Annotated in this window: 20 protein-coding genes; 14 read left to right on the top strand and 6 right to left on the bottom strand. The window is 72.3% G+C overall.

Annotated elements, in window-relative coordinates; genetic code table 11:
• Positions 1 to 108 precede the first annotated feature (108 nt).
• Positions 109 to 1080 carry an asparaginase gene (locus ACZ6RT_RS04840; protein ID WP_470152254.1) on the top strand — a complete coding sequence of 324 codons (972 nt, stop codon included), beginning with the start codon at positions 109 to 111 and terminating at the stop codon, positions 1078 to 1080.
• Positions 1081 to 1236: 156 nt separating this feature from the next.
• On the opposite strand, the gene ACZ6RT_RS04835 is transcribed toward ACZ6RT_RS04840, so the two are convergent.
• Positions 1237 to 1746, bottom strand: coding sequence for a VOC family protein (locus ACZ6RT_RS04835; RefSeq protein WP_470152253.1), 510 nt, complete (start codon positions 1744 to 1746; stop codon positions 1237 to 1239).
• 70 nt (positions 1747 to 1816) lie between these two features.
• On the opposite strand from ACZ6RT_RS04835, the gene ACZ6RT_RS04830 reads away from it, so the two are divergent.
• Both ACZ6RT_RS04830 and ACZ6RT_RS04825 read left to right on the top strand, forming a co-directional pair.
• Entirely contained in the window at positions 1817 to 2329 is a 513-nt protein-coding gene (locus ACZ6RT_RS04830; RefSeq protein WP_470152252.1) for a MarR family winged helix-turn-helix transcriptional regulator, read from the top strand.
• Between the two features lie 60 nt (positions 2330 to 2389).
• Positions 2390 to 2890, top strand: coding sequence for a GNAT family N-acetyltransferase (locus ACZ6RT_RS04825; protein ID WP_399186075.1), 501 nt, complete (start codon positions 2390 to 2392; stop codon positions 2888 to 2890).
• A 144-nt stretch (positions 2891 to 3034) separates the two neighbouring features.
• Here ACZ6RT_RS04825 and ACZ6RT_RS04820 read toward each other — a convergent pair whose 3' ends face one another.
• Complete coding sequence (locus ACZ6RT_RS04820) at positions 3035 to 4261, bottom strand: ROK family protein (RefSeq protein WP_470152251.1); 1227 nt, start codon at positions 4259 to 4261, stop codon at positions 3035 to 3037.
• Positions 4262 to 4340: 79 nt separating this feature from the next.
• Between ACZ6RT_RS04820 and xylA the strand changes: the two genes are divergently transcribed.
• The 6 genes from xylA to ACZ6RT_RS04790 all read left to right on the top strand — a co-directional run bounded on the left by xylA (position 4341) and on the right by ACZ6RT_RS04790 (position 11309).
• Positions 4341 to 5492 carry a xylose isomerase gene (gene xylA / locus ACZ6RT_RS04815; RefSeq protein WP_399185200.1) on the top strand — a complete coding sequence of 384 codons (1152 nt, stop codon included), beginning with the start codon at positions 4341 to 4343 and terminating at the stop codon, positions 5490 to 5492.
• A complete protein-coding gene (gene xylB / locus ACZ6RT_RS04810) occupies positions 5489 to 6871 on the top strand; it encodes a xylulokinase (protein WP_470152250.1) in 1383 nt (460 codons plus the stop codon). The genes xylA and xylB overlap by 4 nt, the downstream gene beginning before the upstream one ends.
• 395 nt (positions 6872 to 7266) lie before the next feature.
• Entirely contained in the window at positions 7267 to 7917 is a 651-nt protein-coding gene (locus ACZ6RT_RS04805) for a DUF998 domain-containing protein (RefSeq protein WP_470152249.1), read from the top strand.
• Positions 7918 to 8058: 141 nt separating this feature from the next.
• Positions 8059 to 10443 carry a sensor histidine kinase gene (locus tag ACZ6RT_RS04800; protein WP_470152248.1) on the top strand — a complete coding sequence of 795 codons (2385 nt, stop codon included), beginning with the start codon at positions 8059 to 8061 and terminating at the stop codon, positions 10441 to 10443.
• Between the two features lie 108 nt (positions 10444 to 10551).
• Complete coding sequence (locus ACZ6RT_RS04795; RefSeq protein WP_344891574.1) at positions 10552 to 10941, top strand: roadblock/LC7 domain-containing protein; 390 nt, start codon at positions 10552 to 10554, stop codon at positions 10939 to 10941.
• Positions 10938 to 11309, top strand: coding sequence for a DUF742 domain-containing protein (locus tag ACZ6RT_RS04790; RefSeq protein WP_470152247.1), 372 nt, complete (start codon positions 10938 to 10940; stop codon positions 11307 to 11309). The genes ACZ6RT_RS04795 and ACZ6RT_RS04790 overlap by 4 nt, the downstream gene beginning before the upstream one ends.
• A 129-nt stretch (positions 11310 to 11438) precedes the next feature.
• Here the strand turns inward: ACZ6RT_RS04790 and ACZ6RT_RS04785 are convergent, their stop codons facing one another.
• The 4 genes from ACZ6RT_RS04785 to ACZ6RT_RS04770 all read right to left on the bottom strand — a co-directional run bounded on the left by ACZ6RT_RS04785 (position 11439) and on the right by ACZ6RT_RS04770 (position 15510).
• Positions 11439 to 12014, bottom strand: a complete 576-nt coding sequence (locus ACZ6RT_RS04785) for a GTP-binding protein (protein WP_344891567.1) — start codon at positions 12012 to 12014, stop codon at positions 11439 to 11441.
• On the bottom strand, positions 11995 to 12342 hold the full coding sequence (locus ACZ6RT_RS04780; RefSeq protein WP_399185205.1) for a DUF742 domain-containing protein: 348 nt from the start codon (positions 12340 to 12342) through the stop codon (positions 11995 to 11997). Before ACZ6RT_RS04780 ends, ACZ6RT_RS04785 begins: the two co-directional genes overlap by 20 nt.
• Before the next feature lie 67 nt (positions 12343 to 12409).
• Positions 12410 to 12805: a roadblock/LC7 domain-containing protein gene (locus ACZ6RT_RS04775; RefSeq protein ID WP_344891561.1), complete on the bottom strand. Its 396-nt coding sequence runs from the start codon at positions 12803 to 12805 to the stop codon at positions 12410 to 12412.
• Positions 12802 to 15510, bottom strand: coding sequence for a sensor histidine kinase (locus ACZ6RT_RS04770; protein WP_470152246.1), 2709 nt, complete (start codon positions 15508 to 15510; stop codon positions 12802 to 12804). The genes ACZ6RT_RS04775 and ACZ6RT_RS04770 overlap by 4 nt, the downstream gene beginning before the upstream one ends.
• 120 nt (positions 15511 to 15630) lie before the next feature.
• Between ACZ6RT_RS04770 and ACZ6RT_RS04765 the strand changes: the two genes are divergently transcribed.
• The 5 genes from ACZ6RT_RS04765 (at position 15631) to ACZ6RT_RS04745 (ending at position 19919) form a co-directional block, all read left to right on the top strand.
• Positions 15631 to 16437, top strand: a complete 807-nt coding sequence (locus ACZ6RT_RS04765; protein WP_470152245.1) for an SDR family NAD(P)-dependent oxidoreductase — start codon at positions 15631 to 15633, stop codon at positions 16435 to 16437.
• Between the two features lie 276 nt (positions 16438 to 16713).
• Positions 16714 to 17742: an acyltransferase family protein gene (locus tag ACZ6RT_RS04760; RefSeq protein ID WP_470152244.1), complete on the top strand. Its 1029-nt coding sequence runs from the start codon at positions 16714 to 16716 to the stop codon at positions 17740 to 17742.
• A 48-nt stretch (positions 17743 to 17790) separates the two neighbouring features.
• Entirely contained in the window at positions 17791 to 18060 is a 270-nt protein-coding gene (locus tag ACZ6RT_RS04755) for a hypothetical protein (RefSeq protein WP_470152243.1), read from the top strand.
• Between the two features lie 168 nt (positions 18061 to 18228).
• A complete protein-coding gene (locus tag ACZ6RT_RS04750) occupies positions 18229 to 18840 on the top strand; it encodes a SigE family RNA polymerase sigma factor (RefSeq protein ID WP_399185211.1) in 612 nt (203 codons plus the stop codon).
• Positions 18837 to 19919, top strand: coding sequence for a hypothetical protein (locus tag ACZ6RT_RS04745; protein WP_470152242.1), 1083 nt, complete (start codon positions 18837 to 18839; stop codon positions 19917 to 19919). Before ACZ6RT_RS04750 ends, ACZ6RT_RS04745 begins: the two co-directional genes overlap by 4 nt.
• Positions 19920 to 20151: the final 232 nt, after the last annotated feature.

Raw genomic sequence — 20151 nt, 5'->3', positions numbered from 1 at the left:
AGAGTGACCACCTGTCGGCAGGGTGACCACGGAGCCCCGGGAACCATGGTCCCGCCCCGTGCTCGCCCCCGGACCGGAGGTGACATCGGCCATCGAAAGGTTCCGTCCGTGAAGCGTGTGCTGCTGCTGGCGACCGGTGACACCATCGCCCACTCCTACGCCCCCGGCCGGCCGGGGGTGGCGTCCGGGGCGGAACTGCTGGGAGCCCTCCCGCCCGGCGCGATCACGGCGGACGTGGTGGCCGAGGACGTGATGGCGGAGCCCGGCTGGGACATGTCGCCCTCGACCATGCTGGAGCTGGCCCGCAGGGCGCGCTCGGCCCTGCTGGAACGCGGGTTCGACGGTGTGGTGATCACTCACGGCGCCGACACGCTGGAGGAGACCGCCTACCTCACCGACCTGATGGCGGGCCGGGCGGCGGAGTGCGGCACCGTCGTGCTGACCTGCGCCGTCCGCTCCAGGGACGAACCGTCCGCGGACGGGCCGCGCAACCTCGTCTCCTCCTTCGCCGCCGCCACGGACGAGGCGCTGCGCGGTGCCGGGGCGGTCGTGTGCGTCAACGACGAGATCCACGCCGCCCGCTGGGTGAGCATGACCGACGCCACGAGCGTCGCGGGGTTCTCCTCGGCGCCCTTCCCGCCGCTGGGCCGCGTGTCGGGCGGGCGGGTGGAGACGCAGGCCCCGCCCCCGCCCCGGCCACCGGCGTTCGGAGGGGATCCGGCCTCGGACGTCGCCCTGATCAAGACCTACCCGGGGATCGAGCCCGGCCTGCTCAGCGCGGCCGTGGACGCCGGGGCCCAGGGCGTCGTGCTGGAGGGGACCGGGACGGGCAACGTGCCGGTCGGTCTCCTCTCGGCGATCGCGGAGCTGACGGAGTGGGGGATCCCGGTGGTCGTCGCGTCGCGCTGCCGTACCGGCCGGGGCGCGCTGGGCGAGGCCGGTCCCCTGCAGGGGCTCGCCGCCACGGTTGGGGCGATCGGCGCCCGCGGGCTGGCGCCCCAGAAGGCGCGATGCGCGCTGATGGTCGCCCTCGGAGCCGGGGGTGTCGACGCGGTACGCGAGTGGTTCGACCGGCTTTGACACCGGCGGCCGGATTATGGATAGGTAAAAAATACGGGGACCGCGAGTATCTCCCATCTGGCTGGGCACGTCGGAAGAGTCCGTGATCCGGCGGAGGGCTGGGGAGGCCTCCGCCGGGTCACCTCATTTCCGGACGTTTCGGTCCAGGCGCACTGCTCAGGCGGGGATCGAGACGCCGACGCCGCCACGGGTCCGGGCGCCGTAGCGCTCCTTCTCCCGGGCGATGTCCAGGGGCCTGACGGTGGCGCGTCCGTTCAGCGCCTCCTCGGTCAGCAGGTCGGCGGGGACCAGCCAGGAGACCTCGAACTCCAGCCCGTCGGGGTCCTTGGCGTACAGCGCCTTGGTGGTGGAGTGGTCGGAGGCTCCGACGAGGGCGTCGAGCTCGCCGAGTCTGAGGGCGATCCGCTCCAGCTCCTCCAGGGTGTCCACCTCCCAGGCGAGGTGGTAGAGCCCGACGGTCGAGCGCCCCGCGCCCGAGGGGCCGGCCTGCGCGCCCACCTCGAACAGGCCGAGGTCGTGGTCGTTGGTGGATCCCGACGCCTGCAGGAACGCGGCCCGTGGCGTGCCCATGACCACCGTGAAGCCGAGGGCGTCCCGGTAGAAGGCGACGCTCCGTTCCACGTCGCGGACGAACAGGACGGCGTGGTTGAGCCGCTGGACCGGCATGGTTCCTCCTGAAACTTGAACTCTCAAGTATCGTACCCCACTTTGTTGAGAGCTCAAGTAAGCTGTGGGCGTGACGCGATGGCTGGACGATGACGAGCAACGTGCCTGGCGTACGTTCCTGACCGCCTCGCAGCTCGTCCAGGAGGAGCTGGACCGGCAGCTGCAACGCGACTCCGGCATGCCGCACGCCTACTACGCGGTGCTGGTGAAGCTGTCGGAGGCGCCCGGCCGCACGATGCGGATGAGCGAGCTGGCCACGGAGGTCAACGCCTCCCAGAGCCGCCTGTCACACGCGGTGAAACGGCTGGAGGAACGCGGCTGGGTCCGCCGCGAACCCTGCGCGGCCGACAGGCGCGTCAGCTGGGCCGTCCTCACGGACGAGGGGTTCGCGGCCCTCGCCACCGCCGCCCCCGGCCACGTCGAGGCGGTACGGCAGACCTTCCTCGACCGCCTCGACCCCGAGCAGCTCCGCCACCTCACCACCCTCTGCGCCGCCCTCCTTCCCGGCCCCGCCCCCGACGCCCTCAATGCCCCCGACACCCCCGACACCGCCCCCGGCCACCCCGGCCACGGCCGCCCCTGACGCCTCCCTCACCGCGACCCCCTCCCTCCCAGGGCGTCCTCCCCGTAGCCTGGTCAGGTGATGATCCGTGACGGCGGGCCCCGCGACGTCGAAGCCGTGCTCGCGATGTTCGACAGCGCGGTGGCGTTCCTGGTCAGCCGGGGTCGCACCGGGCAGTGGGGCAGCCTGCCGTTCAGCGGCGACCCCCAGCGGATCGAGCAGGTCCGGCAGTGGGCGGCGGGCGACGGGATGCGCATCGCCGAGCTCGACGACGAGCCCGCGGGCTGCGTCGTGGTGGGGCCGCCGAACCCGTACGTCGCGCCGGTGCCCGAGCCCGAGCTGTACGTGCGGGCGCTGGTGATCGACCAGCGCTTCTCCGGCCGCGGGGTGGGACGGGCCCTGCTCGACTGGTCGGCCGAAGAGGCCGTCCGGCGCGGAGTGAGGCTTCTGCGCGTCGACTGCTACGCCGGTGACGACGGCCGCCTGGTCACCTACTACGAGCGGTGCGGCTTCACCCGGTCGATGCCGTTCTTCGTGGGCGCCTGGCCCGGCATGGTCCTGCAACGCCGCCTGACCCCCTGACCCCGCCCCAGCACCTTGCCACCGGGCCCCTCATGCCTCGTCCCCCTTCCCAGGGACTCTCGTGAGGCCGCGCCGGCGACTGGACCGAGGAGCGAAGGAGCGAAGCGGATGAGCGACGAGGGAAGGAGCCGGATCCAAGCGGCCTCACCGCGACGCGAAGCGTCGCCATAGGTACGGATCGGCGATCACCCGGTGAATCACCCGCCCCGCCGCCCCCAGTGTCGCCGCGTCGCCGCCCAGGCGTGAGACGGTCAGCTCGGGGACGGTGTGCCGCATGGTGGACAGCCGGGCGGTCATCGTCCGGCGCGCCGGTTCCGCGATCCACTCGAACAGCGGGGCGAAGACCCCGCCCAGCACGATGGTCCCGGGGTCCATCAGGTGCACCGCGGAGGTCAGGGCGACGCCGAGTGCCTGGCCGGCACGTTCACAGGCCTCCAGCGGGCGCGGCTCGCCCGCGCGCAGGCGCTCCAGCAGTTCCGGCACCCCGCCCGGCACCCCGCCCGGCACCCCGCCCGGCACCCCGCCCGGCACCCCGCCCGGCACCCCGTCGGGCGCCCCGCCGAGCCCGGCGGCCCGCAGCAGCGCGTCCTGTCCGGCGTACTGCTCCAGGCAGCCCCGGCCGCCGCAGCGGCAGGCGGGTCCGTCGGGGGTGACGACCACGTGTCCCAGTTCCCCGGCCAGGCCGCGGGCGCCGCGGAACAGGGCCCCGTCGACGACCAGGCCCGCGCCGATGCCGATCTCCCCGGACACGTGCAGGAAGTCCTCGGGGGCCGAGCCGAACCAGAGCTCGCCCAGGGCGGCGAGGTTGGCCTCGTTGTCCACCTCGGCGGGAAGGTCCAGCAGGTCGGGGACGCGGACGTCGTGCCAGCCGAGGTTGGGGGCGGCGTGGACCAGGCCGCCGTCCACGGGACCGGGGACGGCGATGGTCGTACCGGCGATGAAGAGCCCCTGCGCCTGAGCTTCGTCCACAGCTTTCTGGGCAAGTTTCTGCAGGTGAGACATGGTTTCCACAGGGGAGGCGGTGCGGTTGTCCACAGCCTGTGCACATCTCGTCCGCACCCTGAGCGTCAAGTCGACGACGCAGGCCGACAGGTAGTCGACGTTGATCTCCAGGCCGAGCGCGGCGACCCGCTCACCGCTGAGCTCGACGGCGGTGCCGGGCCGTCCCCGCTCGCCGTCCCTGACCGCGCCGGACTCGGTGACCATGCCCGCCGCGATCAGGTCGCCGACCATCTTCGAGACCGTCGTCTTGGTCAGTCCGGTGATCTCGGCGAGCGCCGCGCGGCTGATGGGGCCGCTTTTCCGGACCTCGCCGAGGACCACGCCGAGGTTGCGGGCGCGCATCGAGTCGTGGCGCAGGGCCTGTGTCATGGAACAACCACCTCTTGACGATGCCACCACCTCGATACATATTAAGTCCATAACGTGGATTAATTCGGAGGAAACACAGATGAGCGCCTATACCCCCACGCCCGAGGACCGCTTCACCTTCGGGCTGTGGACCGTCGGCTGGCAGGCCCGCGACCAGTTCGGCGACGCCTCCCGGGCGGCGCTGGACCCGGTGGAGACCGTCCACCGCCTCGCCGAGCTCGGCGCCTACGGCGTCACCTTCCACGACGACGACCTGCTCGCCGTCGAGCCCGACCGGGACAAGGCGATCGCCGCCTTCAAGAAGGCGCTGGCCGAGACCGGGATGAAGGTCCCGATGGCCACCACGAACCTGTTCACCCACCCGGTCTTCAAGGACGGCGGGTTCACCAGCAACGACCGCGAGGTCCGCCGGTACGCGCTGCGCAAGGTCATCCGCAACATCGACCTCGCCGCCGAGCTCGGCGCGACCACCTACGTCTGCTGGGGCGGGCGCGAGGGCTCGGAGTCCGGGGCCGCCAAGGACGTCCGCGCCGCGCTCAGCCGCTACAAGGAGGGCATGGACGCGCTCACCTCGTACGTGATCGAGAAGGGTTACGACATCCGGTTCGCGCTGGAGCCCAAGCCGAACGAGCCCCGGGGCGACATCCTGCTCCCGACCGTCGGCCACGCCCTGGCGTTCATCAACGAGCTGGAGCACCCCGAGCGCGTCGGCCTCAACCCCGAGGTGGGCCACGAGGAGATGGCCGGGCTCAACTTCGCGCACGGCATCGCCCAGGCCCTGTGGCACGGCAAGCTCTTCCACATCGACCTCAACGGCCAGCACGGCCCCAAGTTCGACCAGGACCTGATCTTCGGCCACGGTGACATCAAGAACTCCTTCTTCCTGGTGGACCTGCTGGAGAACGGCGGCTACGACGGCCCCCGGCACTTCGACTACAAGCCGCTGCGCACCGAGGACGCCGAGGACGTCTGGGTCTCGGCCGCGGCCAACATGCGCACGTACCTGATCCTCAAGGAGAAGGTGAAGGCGTTCCGCGCGGACCCCGAGGTCGCCGAGGCGCTGGCCGCGAGCAAGGTCGCCGAGCTGTCCGAGCCCACGCTCGCCCCCGGTGAGACGCTCGCGGACCTGGAGCGCGACGACTTCGACCTGGAGGCGGTGGCCGCGCGCGGCTTCCACTTCAGCCGCCTGAACCAGCTCGCCATCGAGCACCTCCTCGGGGTCCGCGGATGACGCTGGTGGCCGGGGTCGACTCCTCGACCCAGAGCTGCAAGGTGGTGATCAGGGACGCCCGTACCGGCGCCCTGGTCCGGCAGGGACGCGCGGCCCATCCCGACGGCACCGAGGTGGACCCGGCCGCCTGGTGGGAGGCGCTGCGGGAGGCGCTGGAGCGGGCGGGCGGGCTGGAGGGCGTCGAGGCGATGAGCATCGGGGCCCAGCAGCACGGCATGGTCTGCCTGGACGCCGACGGCCAGGTGGTCAGGAAGGCGCTGCTGTGGAACGACACCCGTTCCGCAGGGGCCGCCACCGACCTGATCGACGAGCTGGGCGGTCCGCAGCGGTGGGCCGAGGCGGTGGGCAGCGTGCCTGTCGCCTCGTTCACCGTGACCAAGCTCCGCTGGCTGGCCGAGCACGAGCCGGACTCGGCCCGACGCACCGAGCGCGTCTGCCTGCCGCACGACTGGCTCACCTGGCGGCTGAGCGGCGAGTTCGTCACCGACAGGGGGGACGCCTCGGGCACGGGCTACTGGTCGCCCGCGACCGGCGACTACCGGACGGACCTGCTCCGGACGGCCTTCGGCGCGACGCCCGGGCTCCCGGCCGTGCTGGGCCCCCGCGAGTCCGCGGGACAGGTGCGGCCCGCCTCGGGGATACCGGCCGGCGGAACGGTGCGGCTCGCCCCGGGGACGGGCGACAACATGGCCGCGGCGCTCGGGGTCGGCGCGCTCCCCGGCGACGTGGTGGTCTCGATCGGCACCTCCGGGACGGCCTTCGCGGTCGCCGAGAGCCCGAGCGCGGACCCGAGCGGTTCGGTGGCCGGGTTCGCGGACGCCACCGGCCGGTTCCTGCCGCTGGTGGCCACGCTCAACGCGGCCAGGGTCCTCGACGCCACCGCGCGGATGCTCGGGGTCGGCCTGGACGCCCTGGACCGGCTGGCCCTGTCGGCGCCGCCGGGCGCGGGCGGTCTGGTGTACGTGCCGTACCTGGAGGGCGAGCGCACCCCGAACCTGCCCACCGCCACCGGCTCGCTGCACGGCCTGACGCTGGCCACCTCCACCCCGGAACACCTCGCCAGGGCGGCGGTCGAGGGCCTGCTCTGCCACCTCGCCGACGCCTTCGACGCCCTCGGGCTGGACCCGGCGAGGGTGCTGCTCATCGGTGGCGGCGCCCGGTCGGAGGCGGTACGGCGGATCGCCCCGGCCGTCTTCGGGCGACCGGTGGTCGTCCCCGAACCCGGGGAGTACGTGGCCGACGGCGCGGCACGGCAGGCCGCCTGGCTGCTCGGCGGGGACGAGCCCCCGGCGTGGGAGGCGGGTGGGGCCGAGCACTACGAGGCCGATCCCGTCCCGCAGGTCCGGGCCCGCTACGCCGAGGCCCGCGCCCTGCGCTGAACGGGGCGCGCCCCCGGCGACGGACCCGCACACCACCCCCACCCCCGAACCCCGACCCACCCTGAACCCCGACCCACCCCGAATCCGGATCCGGATCCACCCGAACCCGGATCCACCCTGAACCCCGATCCACCCGAATCCCGTCCGCCCCGAACCCCCGCCCGCTCCGGACCCTCCGCGCCCGCCGGACCCCGGAGCGGGCACCCCTCCCCGGCGAACGGAACAGAGCCCCGAACGGGACGATCCGCCACGATGAATCCCTCGGTGGCCGGAACCTCCCACTCGGAGGCACCACATCGAACCGGCCGATCCCGGGCCGCCTCAGGGGTGGCTCAGGGTCGCGTCAGGGACGCCGCCGGATGTCTGAGACCCCCTCGGGCGGACAGTCTTGGTCCATGCTCGCGTCGAAGAGGCTCTACCCCCTGATCGCATGCGCCGGACTGGTGATGGCCGCCGCGGCCGCCGTCGTGGCGCAGATCTCCCCAGTCCCGTACGCCGGCCCGCTGGACCTGACGGTCAGCCGGTACGTCGCGCTGGACAGTGGCGGGGCGACGGGGTTCGCGCTGGTGTCGCTCGGGATCGCCGCCCTCGCCGTGGTGGCCGGTCTGCGGGCGGCGAAGGCGCAGGTGGGCCTGCTCGCCGAGCGGCTGACGCTGGTCTGGGGCGCGGGCCTGGTCGTCGTCGCGGCGCTGCCCGCCGTCCTGCCCGCGACCGCCATGGAGGGCATCGCCGACGCGCACCACCTCGTGGCGGTCGCCGCGTTCGTCGCGATGCCCGCCGCGGGCGGCCTGATGGCGGCGCGGTTCAACGCCGACGAGCGGTGGCGGCCGGTGGCCAGGGTGGTGGAGTGGCTGGCACTGGCCGGTGGATTCGGCCTGCTGGCCCTCACCTACGTGGCGCTTCCCGGTCACGGGGTGCTCATCGGCCTCGTCGAGTGGAGCCTCGTCGGGACCGGGGCCGCGCTGACCGGCGTGCAGGCCGTCACGCTGGCCCGGCTGAGCCTGGTGCGGAACACCGCCCCGGCGTCGCACGCCGTCCTGAGCTGACTTTTCCCCCTCCCGTACCTATTTCATGACATGTCACAAATGGGCTACAAATAGGAGAAGCCGCCAGTGCTATTCTCGTCGGCGATCTAGAGACCGACCGGGGCCCACCCCGGCGATCCGAGAGCGAGCCGCTGAGGTGACATGGCATCGAGCACATCCATCCGGTTCAAGATCTCGGTGTTGCTGGTCATCCCGCTGACCTCGCTGGTGGCGATCTGGAGCTTCGCGACGATCACCACGGTCGGCGACTCGGTGAGCCTGCTCTCGGTCGGGACGCTGTACGAGTCCGTCGGCAAGCCCGCCGGTGAGCTGGGCACCGCGGTCCAGCGCGAGCACATCCTGTCGGCCGAGTTCCTGGCCACCCGCTCCGACGCCGACCACGCCACCATGGTGGGACAGCGCGCCGTCACCGACCAGGCGCGGGACCGCTTCCGGCGCGAGACCGCCGGGGAGGCGGCACGCTCGAAGATGTCCGAGGAGATGCGGACGCGCCACGCCGAGCTGATGAGGCAGGTGGAGGCGATCGACGCGGTCCGCGCCAGGATCGACGACGGGCGGATCGGCCCGGTGGGGCTCTCCGAGGAGTTCGCCCGCCTGCCGGACGCGCTGCGCAGGCTCTTCAACACCCTGAGCCTCAACAACGACCTCCCGCTCTACCGCCAGTCCCGCGGCGTCACGATGATGACCCAGGCCATGGACCTGCTCAGCCGCGAGCGGGCACTGGCGGCCGGTGCGATGGCGCTCAAGGGGCCGATGACGGAGACCGAGGCCCGGCTGTTCAACCGGCTCGCCGCCAACCGGGTCTTCCTGATGGAACAGGCGATGCCGGAGCTCGACCCCGCGCTGCGCGCCCCCTTCTCGGACATGGTCGCCTCCTCTACGTACGCCCGCTTCACCGCCCTGGAGAACCGGCTGCTGTCCGGCGCCCGCGTGCCGTCCGCCGACTGGCGCCTCGCCGGTGACGCGCTGGACGCCGCCTACCAGCGGTCCCTGGCGGCCGTGGCCCCCGAGCTCGTCGAGCGGGCCGCGCCCGCGGCCGCGGGCGTCTTCGTCCGCGCCGGAGTGGTGGGGCTGATCGGCCTCGCCGCGGTCGTCGCGTCGCTCCTGGTCTCCTACCGGATCGGCAGCGGCGTCACCCGGGAGCTGGCCGCCGTGCGCCGGGCCGCCGCGGAACTGGCCGGGATCCGGCTCCCCCGGGTGATGAGCGGGCTGCGCCGCGGCGAGAAGGTGGACGTGGCCGCCGAGGCGCCGCCGCTGAGACCGGTGGGCAGCACCTCCGAGATCCACGACGTCGCCGCCGCGTTCGACAGCGTCCAGCGCAGCGCGGTCGAGGCCGCGGTGGAACAGGCCAGGCTGCGCGAGGGCGTCTCCCAGGCGTTCCGCAACCTGGCCCGGCGGAGCCAGTCGCTGCTGCAGCGCCAGCTCAAGCTGCTCGACGGCATGCAGCAGCGGGCCGAGGACCCCGAGGCGCTGGAGAACCTCTTCCGGCTCGACCACCTCACCACCCGGATGCGCCGCCACGCCGAGGGCCTGGTGATCCTGTCCGGAGGGGCGGCGGGCCGCAGGTGGCGCTCGCCGGTGCCGATGGAGGACGTGCTGCGCGGGTCGGCCGCCCAGGTCGAGGACTACACCCGGGTACGGATCTACCCCATGGGCGGCACCACCCTGGTCGGCAACGCCGTCGCCGACATGATGCATCTGTTCGCCGAGATCCTGGAGAACGCCACGGTCTTCTCCCCGCCGGAGAGCCAGGTCTCGGTCCGCGGCGAGCCCGTGGGCCAGGGCTTCGCCGTCGAGATCGAGGACAGGGGACTCGGGCTGACCGCGGGCGAACGCGACGCGATCAACGAGCGTCTGGCCAGCCCGCCGGAGTTCGACCCGGCCCAGACCGACCGGCTGGGTTTCGCCGTGGTCGGGTTGCTGGCCGCCAGGTACGGCGTCGAGGTGAGGCTGCGCGCCTCGCCGTACGGCGGGACCGGGGCGGTCGTCCTGCTCCCCGCCGAGCTGCTCGGCGACCCCGAGCCCGTCGATCCGCCGCTGGAGCCGCCGCTGCTCACCGTCCTGCCCACCCGCACCGGCCCGGTGGAGCCCGTGAGCTCCGCCCGGGGAACGGAACCGGCGGAGCTCACGAGACGGCCCGTCCGGGCGGCGGACCCCATGGACCCCACGGACTCCCCGGACTTCCCGGACTTCCCGGAGCGCTCGAAGCTCGCGGAGTCCGCGGAGCTCGCGGAGTCCGCGCGGACCGGCGAACCGGACCGGACGGACGCGCCCGCGGACGCCGGGGAGCCCGCGGTGCCGATCCCCGCGGACCTGTGGAGGCCGGCGCGGCGCACCGACGGGGACCTGCCCCGCAGGGTGCGGCGGGCGAACCTGCCGCCCCGGCCCGACCCCGGCGGCCCGTCCGGGGCCGGGGCCGAGGAGCAGCAGCGCTCCCCGGAGGAGGCCCGGGCGCTGATGAGCGCCCTGCAGTCCGGCTGGCGGCGTGGCCGGGCCGAGGAGGAGGACACGGGTGGCACGCGGTGAGCCGGGACCACGCGGGTGACCGCGAGGACGGGCCGGCGGGACCGGGGTCATCGGGCCGGTGGGGGCCGGCGGTCAACGAGATCATCACAGGGGAAGGGGTTCGATCACGTGCCGGGTGAGCTGTATTGGCTTCTGGACGACTTCGTCACGAGCGTCGCGGACGTCTCGCACGCGCTGATCCTGTCCAACGACGGGCTGATGATGGCCTCGTCCCGAGGGCTGTCCAAGGAGGACGCCGACCACCTGTCGGCGGTGGCCTCCGGGTTCCAGAGCCTCGCCAAGGGCACCAGCCTGCAGTTCGGCGGCGGGACGGTACGGCAGACGATGGTGGAGATGGACTCCGCCTTCCTCTTCGTCACCCCGGCCGGGCAGGGGAGCTGCCTGTCGGTCATGACCACCGGCGCCGCCGACGTGGGCCTCATCGCGTACGAGATGGCACGCCTGGTCACCCGTGTCGGCCAGCACCTGGCCACCGGACCCCGGGTGGCAGGGCAGTGACCGACGACGTGGAGTGGATCGACGAGGAGGCCGGTCCCGTCGTCCGTCCCTACGCGATGACCGGGGGACGCACCAGGACGTCCTCCTCCTCGCTCGACCTGCTCTCGATGGCGGTGGCGACCGGGGCGCCGATCCCGGCCGCGGCGAACCTGGGACTGCAGCACCGCAGGCTGCTCGGCCTGGTCAGGCGGGCCCGGCCGATCGTGGAGGTCGCCTCGGACGCGGGACTGCCGATCGGCGTGGTCAAGGTCCTGCTGGGCGACCTGCTCGACCAGGGACTCATCCTGGTACGGTCGCCGATCCCGGCCGCCTCGGTGCCCGCGGACAGCCTGCTGAAGGAGCTGATCAGCGGCCTGCGGGCGCTGTGACCCCAGCGGGCCCCGGTGACGACCGCCGGTTCCGGGGCCCGCCCCGGCCCCGGCGCCGCGGGCCCCGGCCGTCCACCGGCGGACCCGGCTGCCCGACGGCCCCTCCGGCCATCTCGGCTCCGGCCCGCCTCAGCTCTGGCTGGCCGTCAGCACCTTCAGCGAGTGCTCCACCAGCGTCACCAGGACCGTCTTCGCCGAGACCCGGCGCCGCACGTCGCACAAAAGCACCGGCACGTCCGCGTCGAGGTCCAGGGCGACCCGGACGTCCTCGGCCTCGTGCCGGTCGGCACCGTCGAAGCAGTTGACGGCCACGATGAACGGCGTGCCACGCTGCTCGAAGTAGTCGATGGACGGGAAGCAGTCGGTCAGCCGCCGGGTGTCCGCCAGCACCACGGCGCCCAGCGCGCCGTAGGAGAGCTCGTCCCACATGAACCAGAACCGCTCCTGGCCGGGCGTGCCGAACAGGTAGACGACCAGGCCCTCCCTGATCGTGATGCGGCCGAAGTCCATCGCGACCGTGGTGGTGGTCTTGCCCTCGACGCCGTCGACGTCGTCGATGCCGATGCCGCGGTCGGAGAGCACCTCCTCGGTGCGCAACGGGCGGATCTCACTGATGGCGCCCACGAGCGTGGTCTTGCCCACCCCGAAGCCACCCGCGATGAGAATCTTGAGGGCGACGGGTTCGTCAGAGGGCCCGAAGTCCATTGATCACTTCCTTGAGAATGCGCTCGCTCGCGGAGGCGCGCCCGATCGAGATGAGCTTGTGGTCCTTCAGGTCGCCGAGGAGGACCTTGACCACGCCGAGCGGCAGGTTCAGGTCGGAGGCGACGTCGGCGACCGAGGTGGGGGTGGTGACCATGGCGAGAATGCGTTCCTGTTCCGGCCCGGGGACGAATCCCCCGGACGGAGGGGTGCGGGTCGAGCTGACCATCGCGACCAGGTCCAGAGTGTCGCCGGAGGAGCGGGTGCGACCCCCGATGAGCGCGTACGGCCGGACGACGGGTCCGGCCTCCTCGTCCATCCAGTGCGTCATCCGGGCCTCCGGCATCGACAGGAGGGGACCAGCGGTCCGCGGGGGGCGCGCCCGCAGGATCTGACGCTCACGACAGACCCTGGCGTGGATTGGCGGAGATGTGCTGGCCGACCCGCTTGACCAGCATCGCCATCTCGTAGGCGACGTGGCCGACGTCGGCGTCGGAGCTGCTCAGCACGGCCAGGCAGGTGCCCTTACCGGCGGCGGTGACGAACAGGAACGCCGACTCCATCTCCACGATGGTCTGGCGTACCTCGCCGCCGCCGAAGTGGCGTCCCGCCCCGCGCGCCAGGCTCTGGAACCCGGCGGCGACCGCGGACAGATGCTCGGCGTCCTCGCGGCTGAGCCCCTTCGAGAAGCCGACGGCCAGGCCGTCGGTGGAGAGGATCACCGCCTGGCGCACCGCGCCCACCCTGCCGATCAGGTCGTCGAGGAGCCAGTTCAACTCGCCGGTGTTGGTCAATTTTCCCCCTTGTCACCTGTCGTGTGATCTGGCGATTCATTGTTCCGCTCCTCGCGACCGCGCCGGGCGCCCGCCTGGAAGGCGGAGAAGATCGCGCGGATCTCCTCGGGCGAACGTTCCTCGCCCGGTTCCGCCCTCGGCTCCGGCTCGGCGGGCGCCTCGCCCTCCTGGCGGAGCTGGGGTGCCAGGTTCGCCTGGCGTACCCGGCGGGGCAGACCGCCCGGCCCGGCGGGGGGCCGCACGGCCGACGGGTTCGCCGCCGGGCAGCCCTTCGCACCGGTGGCGTGCGGCCGTGCCTCGGGCGACGCCGCCGGGGGAGCCTGCCGCGTCCCCGAGGACGTCCCCGAAGACGTCCCCGAAGACGTTTCCGGGGGCGCCGCCCCGGCGAGGAGCGCGTCGGCGGTGGAGGGCGCCCGGTGGGAGGGGGCGTGCGAGGGGGCGGCCGGGGACGGCGTGCGGTGGGAGGGGGCGGCTGGAGCGGAGGGCGTCCCCCAGACCGTCTCGCGTCCGGCGTCCGGGCCGCGCCGTTGCTGGAGGTCCGGGGACGGGGGACGGTGCGGCAGGTCGCTGACGACGCTCAGGGAGGGGGCCGCCGCCGGCTGGGCCGCCGGGGCGTTCCGCGCCCTGCGCGGAAGACCGGTACCGTCCGGCTGCCCGTTGCCGTGGGGCCGGCCGTTACCGTTGCCGTTCGGCAGGCCGTTGCCGTTGGGCAGACCGCCCGGCAGGGCCGGGAGAGCCTCCCGCGAGGCGGGCTCGAACGATCCCCCCGGGCGCCCGGTCACGTGCTCGGCGGTGTAGGAGGTCCGCTGCGCGGTGAGGGTGAGCGGCGTGTCCTGCTGGGCCATCACGGCCCGGGGGATGAGCACGATCGCCGTGGTGCCGCCGAACGGCGAGCCGCGCAGGATGACCTGGACGCCGTGCCGGGAGGCGAGCTGGCCCACCACGAACAGGCCCAGCCGGTCGCTGTCGGCCAGGTCGAACTCCGGCGGGTCGGCCAGCCGTTGGTTGATCGCCTCGTACTCGGCGGAGGTGAGACCCAGGCCGCGGTCCTCCACCTCGACGGCGAACCCGTTGGCCACCACGTCGCCGCGGACGGTCACCGTGGTCTGCGGCGGCGAGTAGATCGTGGCGTTCTCGATCAGCTCGGCCACCAGGTGGGTGATGTCGGCGACCGCGGTGCCGTCGAGCGAGACGTCGGCCACCGGCAGCACGTTGACCCGGGTGTAGTCCTCGACCTCGGCGATCGCGGCCCGCAGCACGTCGATCACCGGCACCGGCCTGCGCCACGACCGGCCGGGCGCCGCGCCGGATAGGATGATAAGGCTTTCGGCGTGCCGCCGCATGCGGGTGGTCAGGTGGTCCAGGCGGAACAGGTCGTGCAGGCTGTCGGGGTCGGTCGCCCGGCGCTGCATGCTGTCGAGCAGGGTGAGCTGGCGGTGGAGCAGGCTCTGCTTGCGCCGGGCCAGGTTCACGAAGACCTGGCTGACGCCGCGTCGCAGGTTGGCCTGGCCGACCGCGGCCTCGACGGCGGTGTGCTGCACCGAGCCGAAGGCGTGGGCCACGTCGCGCACCTCGGTCGAGCCGCCCGCCTGGATCGGCGGCGCCTCGGCCCGCACGTCGACCTCCTCGCCGCGGCGCAGGCGCTCCACGACCCGGGGGAGCCGCACGTCCGCCAGGTCCAGGGCGGCCGAGCGGAGCCCGGCCAGCTCGGAGGCCAGGCGGCGGCCGAACCGGACCGAGATGATGATCGACGCGACCACCGCGATCAGGCCGACGCCACCGGCGATCACGATCCGGATCAGGATGTCGGTGGCCACCCCCTGCGCGCGTTCCGCCAGCAGCTTGGCGGAGGCGAGGTTGACCCGGTCGAGCCAGGTCGAGACCTCGTTCGTGGTCGCCTTCCAGGTGGCGGCCTCCGGGGCCAGCCGGTCGCCGGTCGCCCCGGCGATGGCCCTCTCCAGGTCGGCGAACCTGTCGAAGGCCGAGGAGCGGAACGTGTCGCGGTAGGCCTTGCCCAGCTCGGGGTCGAGCGAGGCGACCCCGCGGTTGTGCAGGAAGCGCCGGGTGTTGACGTACTCGGCGAAGGCCTTGCGCTCCTCCTGCGTCATCCGGTAGTCGATCAGTGCCCCGCTGACCAGGGCGTTCTCCCGGGCGATCATCTCGCGGGCGTTGCCCATCCCGTGCATGGCCGAGGCCTGCTGGAAGATCGACAGGTCGGGCACCGCGGTCATCTGGTGGTACACCAGGAAGACCGAGTCGAGGATCTGGTTGTAGTTCGACAGCACGTTCAGCCGCGAGTGCTGGCCGCTGTCGACGCCGGAGCGGATGCTCGGCAACCTGTCGAGCTGGCGGAGCAGCTCGTTCAGCGAGCTGCGCAGTTCCGGGCTGTCGGAATCATCGGTGACCGCGGCCTTCCTGAACGCCTCCACCGAGCTGTCGGTACGGGCGCGCTGCTCGCCCATCCCGCTGGTGAGGACCCGGGAGCTGATCGCCACCGACGACTGCGTCCGCTCGGCCTGCAGCTGGAGGCCGAGGTCGGTCGAGGTGAGGCCCACCGTCTGGTAGAGGCTGTTGGCCCTCAGCAGGGAGATGCCGTCACCGATGGTCAGGTTGAGGGCGAATCCCCACAGCGCGCTCAGCGAGAGCAACGGCAGGAGCAGCAGCAGGAAAATCTTGAACCGAATCGAGCGGTTTCTTGAGCCCATGTCCACTCGTCCCAACCTCTGAGCGTGTGGAGGCTCGTGCCGCTTTAGGGATGGATACGCCTCCGGAAGATCGCACAGGAGACTAGCACCGAATAAGGTTTCTGCGCAGGGGAGGATCTGATGATTAGTGTGATTACAGGGGCTAGTGCCGGAATCGGTGAGGCGGCCGCGGTCGAGCTCGCCAGGCGGGGGCAGCGGGTCGTTCTGGTCGGCCGTAATCCCGGCAAGACGGCTCGGGTGGCGGAGAGGGTGCGGGCGGCCTGCGGGGCGGCCCCGGACACCTTCACCTGTGATCACACCCGCCTGGACGACGTGCGCGAGCTGGCCGCGAAGCTGCGCTCCCGCTACGAGCGGATCGACGTCCTGGTCAACAACGCGGGCGTGATGACCACCGAGCGCACCCGCACCGCGGACGGTCACGAGACGATGATGCAGGTCAACCACCTGGCCCCGTTCCTGCTGACGAACCTGCTGCTCGACCGCATCGGGAGCCGGGTGATCACCACCACCTCCCGGGCCGCCAAGACCGGGCGGCTGGACCCCTCCGACCTGAACCGCGACCGGCGCCACTGGAGCGGCTGGCTCCAGTACGGCGACTCCAAGCAGGCCGGTGCCCTCTTCACGGTCGAGCTGGCCCGGCGCCTGGAGGGCACCGGGGTCACCGCGACCTGCTTCCACCCCGGAGTGATCAAGACGGAGTTCGCCCCGGCGACGTTCATGATGTGGATGGTGAAGAACGTGCCCGGCATGGGGCAGAGCGTGGAGGAGGGGGCGAGCACCATGGTGCATCTCGCCACCCACCCGGACGGCGCCGCCCACCCGGGACGGTACTTCGCCAAGAGCGCCCCGGCCACCGTCCCCCGCGGGATGCGCGACCCCGAGCTGGCCCGCGCCCTGTGGGAGGTCAGCGCCGCCGCCGTGGCCTGACGCCACCTGACCACGACCGGCCACCTGACCACGACCGGCCACCTGACCACGACCGGCCACCTGACCACGACCGGCCACCTGACCACGACCGGCCACCTGACCACGACCGGCCGGGGGACCGCGACCGACGCCCCTGACCACGACCGGTCCGAGAACCGCAACCGGCCGCCCCTGACCGCCACCGTCCGGACGACCACCGCCGGTCGGACGGCCGCCGCCCGGAGGTCACCGGCCGTTCGCCGGGTGTTGGGGGGCCGCGACTACGGTCCGAGGGTTGTGAGCGTCGCAACCCCGCTGCGGATCGTCCTCCCGCCCGCCGCGGGCAGGGACCCCTTCTTCGACAACGCCAAGTTCCTGGCGATCACCCTCGTCGTCTCGGGCCACCTGATCGAGGACCTGCGGGACGTGCCGGTCGCGCACGCGGCCTACTTCTACGTCTACACGTTCCACATGCCGCTGTTCATCGTGCTCAGCGGCTACCTGTCGCGGAACTTCACCTTCTCGTCGGGCAAGGCGCGCAAGCTGATCAGCACGCTCGCCGTGCCGTACGTGATCTTCGAGCTGCTGTACTCGCTGCCCCGCCTCGTCCTGTACGGCAAGCTCGACATCAGCCTTCTGGACCCGTACTACCTGACCTGGTTCCTGATGTCGCTGTTCCTGTGGCGGCTGTCGACCCCGGTCTGGCAGCAGCTCCGGTGGCCGCTCGTGGTGGCGGTCGGGCTGTCGCTGCTGTCGGGCATGAGCAGGCTCCCCGACGAGCTGTCGATGAACCGCACCCTCGGCCTGCTCCCGTTCTACGTGCTCGGGCTCATGCTGCGTCCCGAGCACTTCGAGTGGCTGCGGCGCCGGTGGGTGCGGGTCGCCGGAGCGGTCACGCTCACCGCCGGGGCGGCGCTGGCGTTCGTCCTGCACACCCACGTGAAGACCGAGTGGATCCGCTGGCGGCACGCCAACGACGCGATCGGCGTCGACGACCTCACCGGCAGCCTGATCCGCCTCGGCATCCTGGCCGCGGGCGCGCTCCTCGTCGCCGCCTTCCTGGCGGTCACCCCGGCCCGGCGCACCCTGTACACGGGCCTCGGAGCGGCCACCATGTACGCCTATCTCCTGCACGGCCTGGTGGTGAAGGTCGCCGAGCGGTTCTACGGGGACTGGGCCCAGACCGTGCCGGGGGTGACGGCCGTGGCGCTCTTCGGGGTCGGGCTCGCCGCCCTGCTGTGCACGGCACCGGTACGGCGCGCCACCCACTGGGCGGTCGAGCCCGACATGAGCTGGGCGTTCACCCGCCTGAGACGACCCGCCTGAGAAGCCGGTCCGAGAAGCCGGTCAGGCCCGGACCGGCTGCCAGTGGCGGTGCCTTCCCATGACCTGCCGCCGCACACCGCGGTGTACTCCTACTTCGCCGCCTGGCGCGACGACGGCACCGATCAGACCATCCATGACCTGCTGCGCTGCCAGGTCCGGGAGAAGGCCGGGCGGCGCGAGGACCCCGCCGCGGTGGTCTCGGACACCCGGGCCGTGCACGCGTCGGTCGGCGCACCGGCCACCACGACCGGGTCGGACGCGGGCAAGAAGAGCCGGGCCGCAAGCGGGGCATCGCCGTCGACGTGGCCGGACTGGTGATCGCGGGGGTCGCCTCGGCCCGGGCGCGCGGGCGCGCGGACGCGCGGGCGCACCACCATCCACCGCCGGCTCGATCCCGACAAGCCGGTCTCGGCATGGGAGGAGTACGGGGCCGCCCTCGATCGCCTGCCGCAGCGGTGGGCCAAGCTCGCCGACCGGATCGCCGTCATGCTGCCCGAGCGCACCCACTCGATCGCCGGCGTGACGCAACCTCCTGGGGGGCTTGTGCATGTAGATGATATGAAATCCGAGACTGTCCATCCGCCACCCGGTTCCCCGGGCGGCGAGGCCTCGGCCGACACGGTCGTGACCGAGTTGTTCCTCGTCCACCGCCTTGCGCTTGTGCGCCTGGCGTTCCTGTTGGTAGGCGATCAGGAGAGCGCCGAGGACGTGGTTCAGGACGCGTTCGCCGCGGTGTATCGCAGGTGGGGCCGATTGGCCGACCGCGGGCAGGTGCTGCCCTACCTGCGCACGGCCGTGGTCAACGGGTGCCGGATGATCCTGCGGCGCAGGGTGATCATCGGGCGGTTCCGCGGTCACCGCGAGGTTCCCTTCTGGTCGGCGGAGGCGGCGGCGCTGCTGGGGGAGACCCGGCGGCAGGTGTTCTCGGCCGTGCGTGCTCTGCCGCGACGCCAGCGTGAGGTGTTGGTGCTGCGGTTCTACCTCGACCTGTCAGAAGCGGAGATCGCCCAGGTGATGGGGGTCAGCCACGGAACGGTCAAATCAACGGCATCCCGGGCGCTGAAGGTGCTCGCCGCGAAACTGCAGGAGGAGCGATGACCCGAAACGTTGAAGACCGACTCCGCGACGCTTTCACCGCCGGTGCGGAACTCGTGTCCCCGGAGAGCCTGAAAGCTGTCGCCGCTCCTGTCGCCGTCCGGCCGCGCAGGGGTTTTCGGGGGCTGCCGGTGTTGGCGGCCGCCGCCGTCGCGGTGGTGCTCGGCACGGTCGCGACCGTCCCTTCGCTGTTGCGCCCTTCGGCGGCTCCGGCGGGGTTCACCGCTGTCGTGGACGCGTTGGCGCGGCGAGCCGAGCAACCGCGTGAATACTGGCGTAGCGAATTGGAGACGCTGGTGTGGGGTCGGCCTCTCAGACAGAGGTACAACATCGAGGACAGCGTCCACCGGGTCTACTGGGCGACTCCCCGCGGCCCTGCCGTGGAGACGACGCCGCTCTACACCCGGCCCTCCACGACCGCCGACGAACGGAAATGGCGTGAGACGGGTGCGCCCGCACTGTGCGGTTTCGCGGTGGGCTGCAAAGGTGTGCAGGGCCGGCGTGGCCGGACGTCCCATCACTTCCCGGAGCGCTTCGAGCTCACCGGGGGGGTGTCGCTGACCCGTTCCCAACTCCTCGCGCTACCACAGGACCCGCAGCGGCTGAGAGCAGAGTTGTTGCTGCGGCTGCGGGACGTACAGCGCCAGGAACCTGCCACTACGAGCCGTTCCTATGTCGAGCGGCCCTCGGATCAGGACATGCTGTGGGGGTTGGGCGAGGGATTACTCGTGTACGCGCCCACCCCTCCTGCGGTGCGGGCGGCCGTCCTGCGCATGATGGCCGCGTCGCCGGGCGCGCGGACCGTGGACGAGGCCAGGGATGCCGAAGGGCGAAGCGGCATGGCCATCGTACGCAGAGTCGATCACGATCCGCTGGAACGGCGGCTGTTGATCGATCGGTCCAGCGGCGACGTGCTCGGGACGACGACTCTGGTGGCCGGGCCACTGCCTGAGACCACCGGCCTGGACATCGGCGACATGGCCGATGCGATGGTGGTCAGAAAACTCGGCTGGACCGGCGAGGGACCCCGGCTGCCCGAAGGGTGCACCTGGCAGGTCGGGAAAACCTGTGACGGCTCCTAGCGTGTCGTCACGTGCGCCACGAGCGTGGAAGGCGAGGTCGGCCGGAGATCGGCCACGTCATGTCGAGGGCATGTGCGCCACGCTCAAACGCCTGGCCGGCCGCGACGTCCTCACCGAGCCGGAACCTGGCCTGTTCGCGATGAACAGGAACAAAAGCTAACGAAACTCCCTCTGAGAAGGCCGACCGGAGAAGACCGGCGGGAGAAACCGGACCCCGTCCCGCACCTTGTCC

Source organism: Streptosporangium sp. NPDC050148, assembly GCF_055586505.1.
This window is presented reverse-complemented; position numbering and strand designations above follow the sequence as displayed.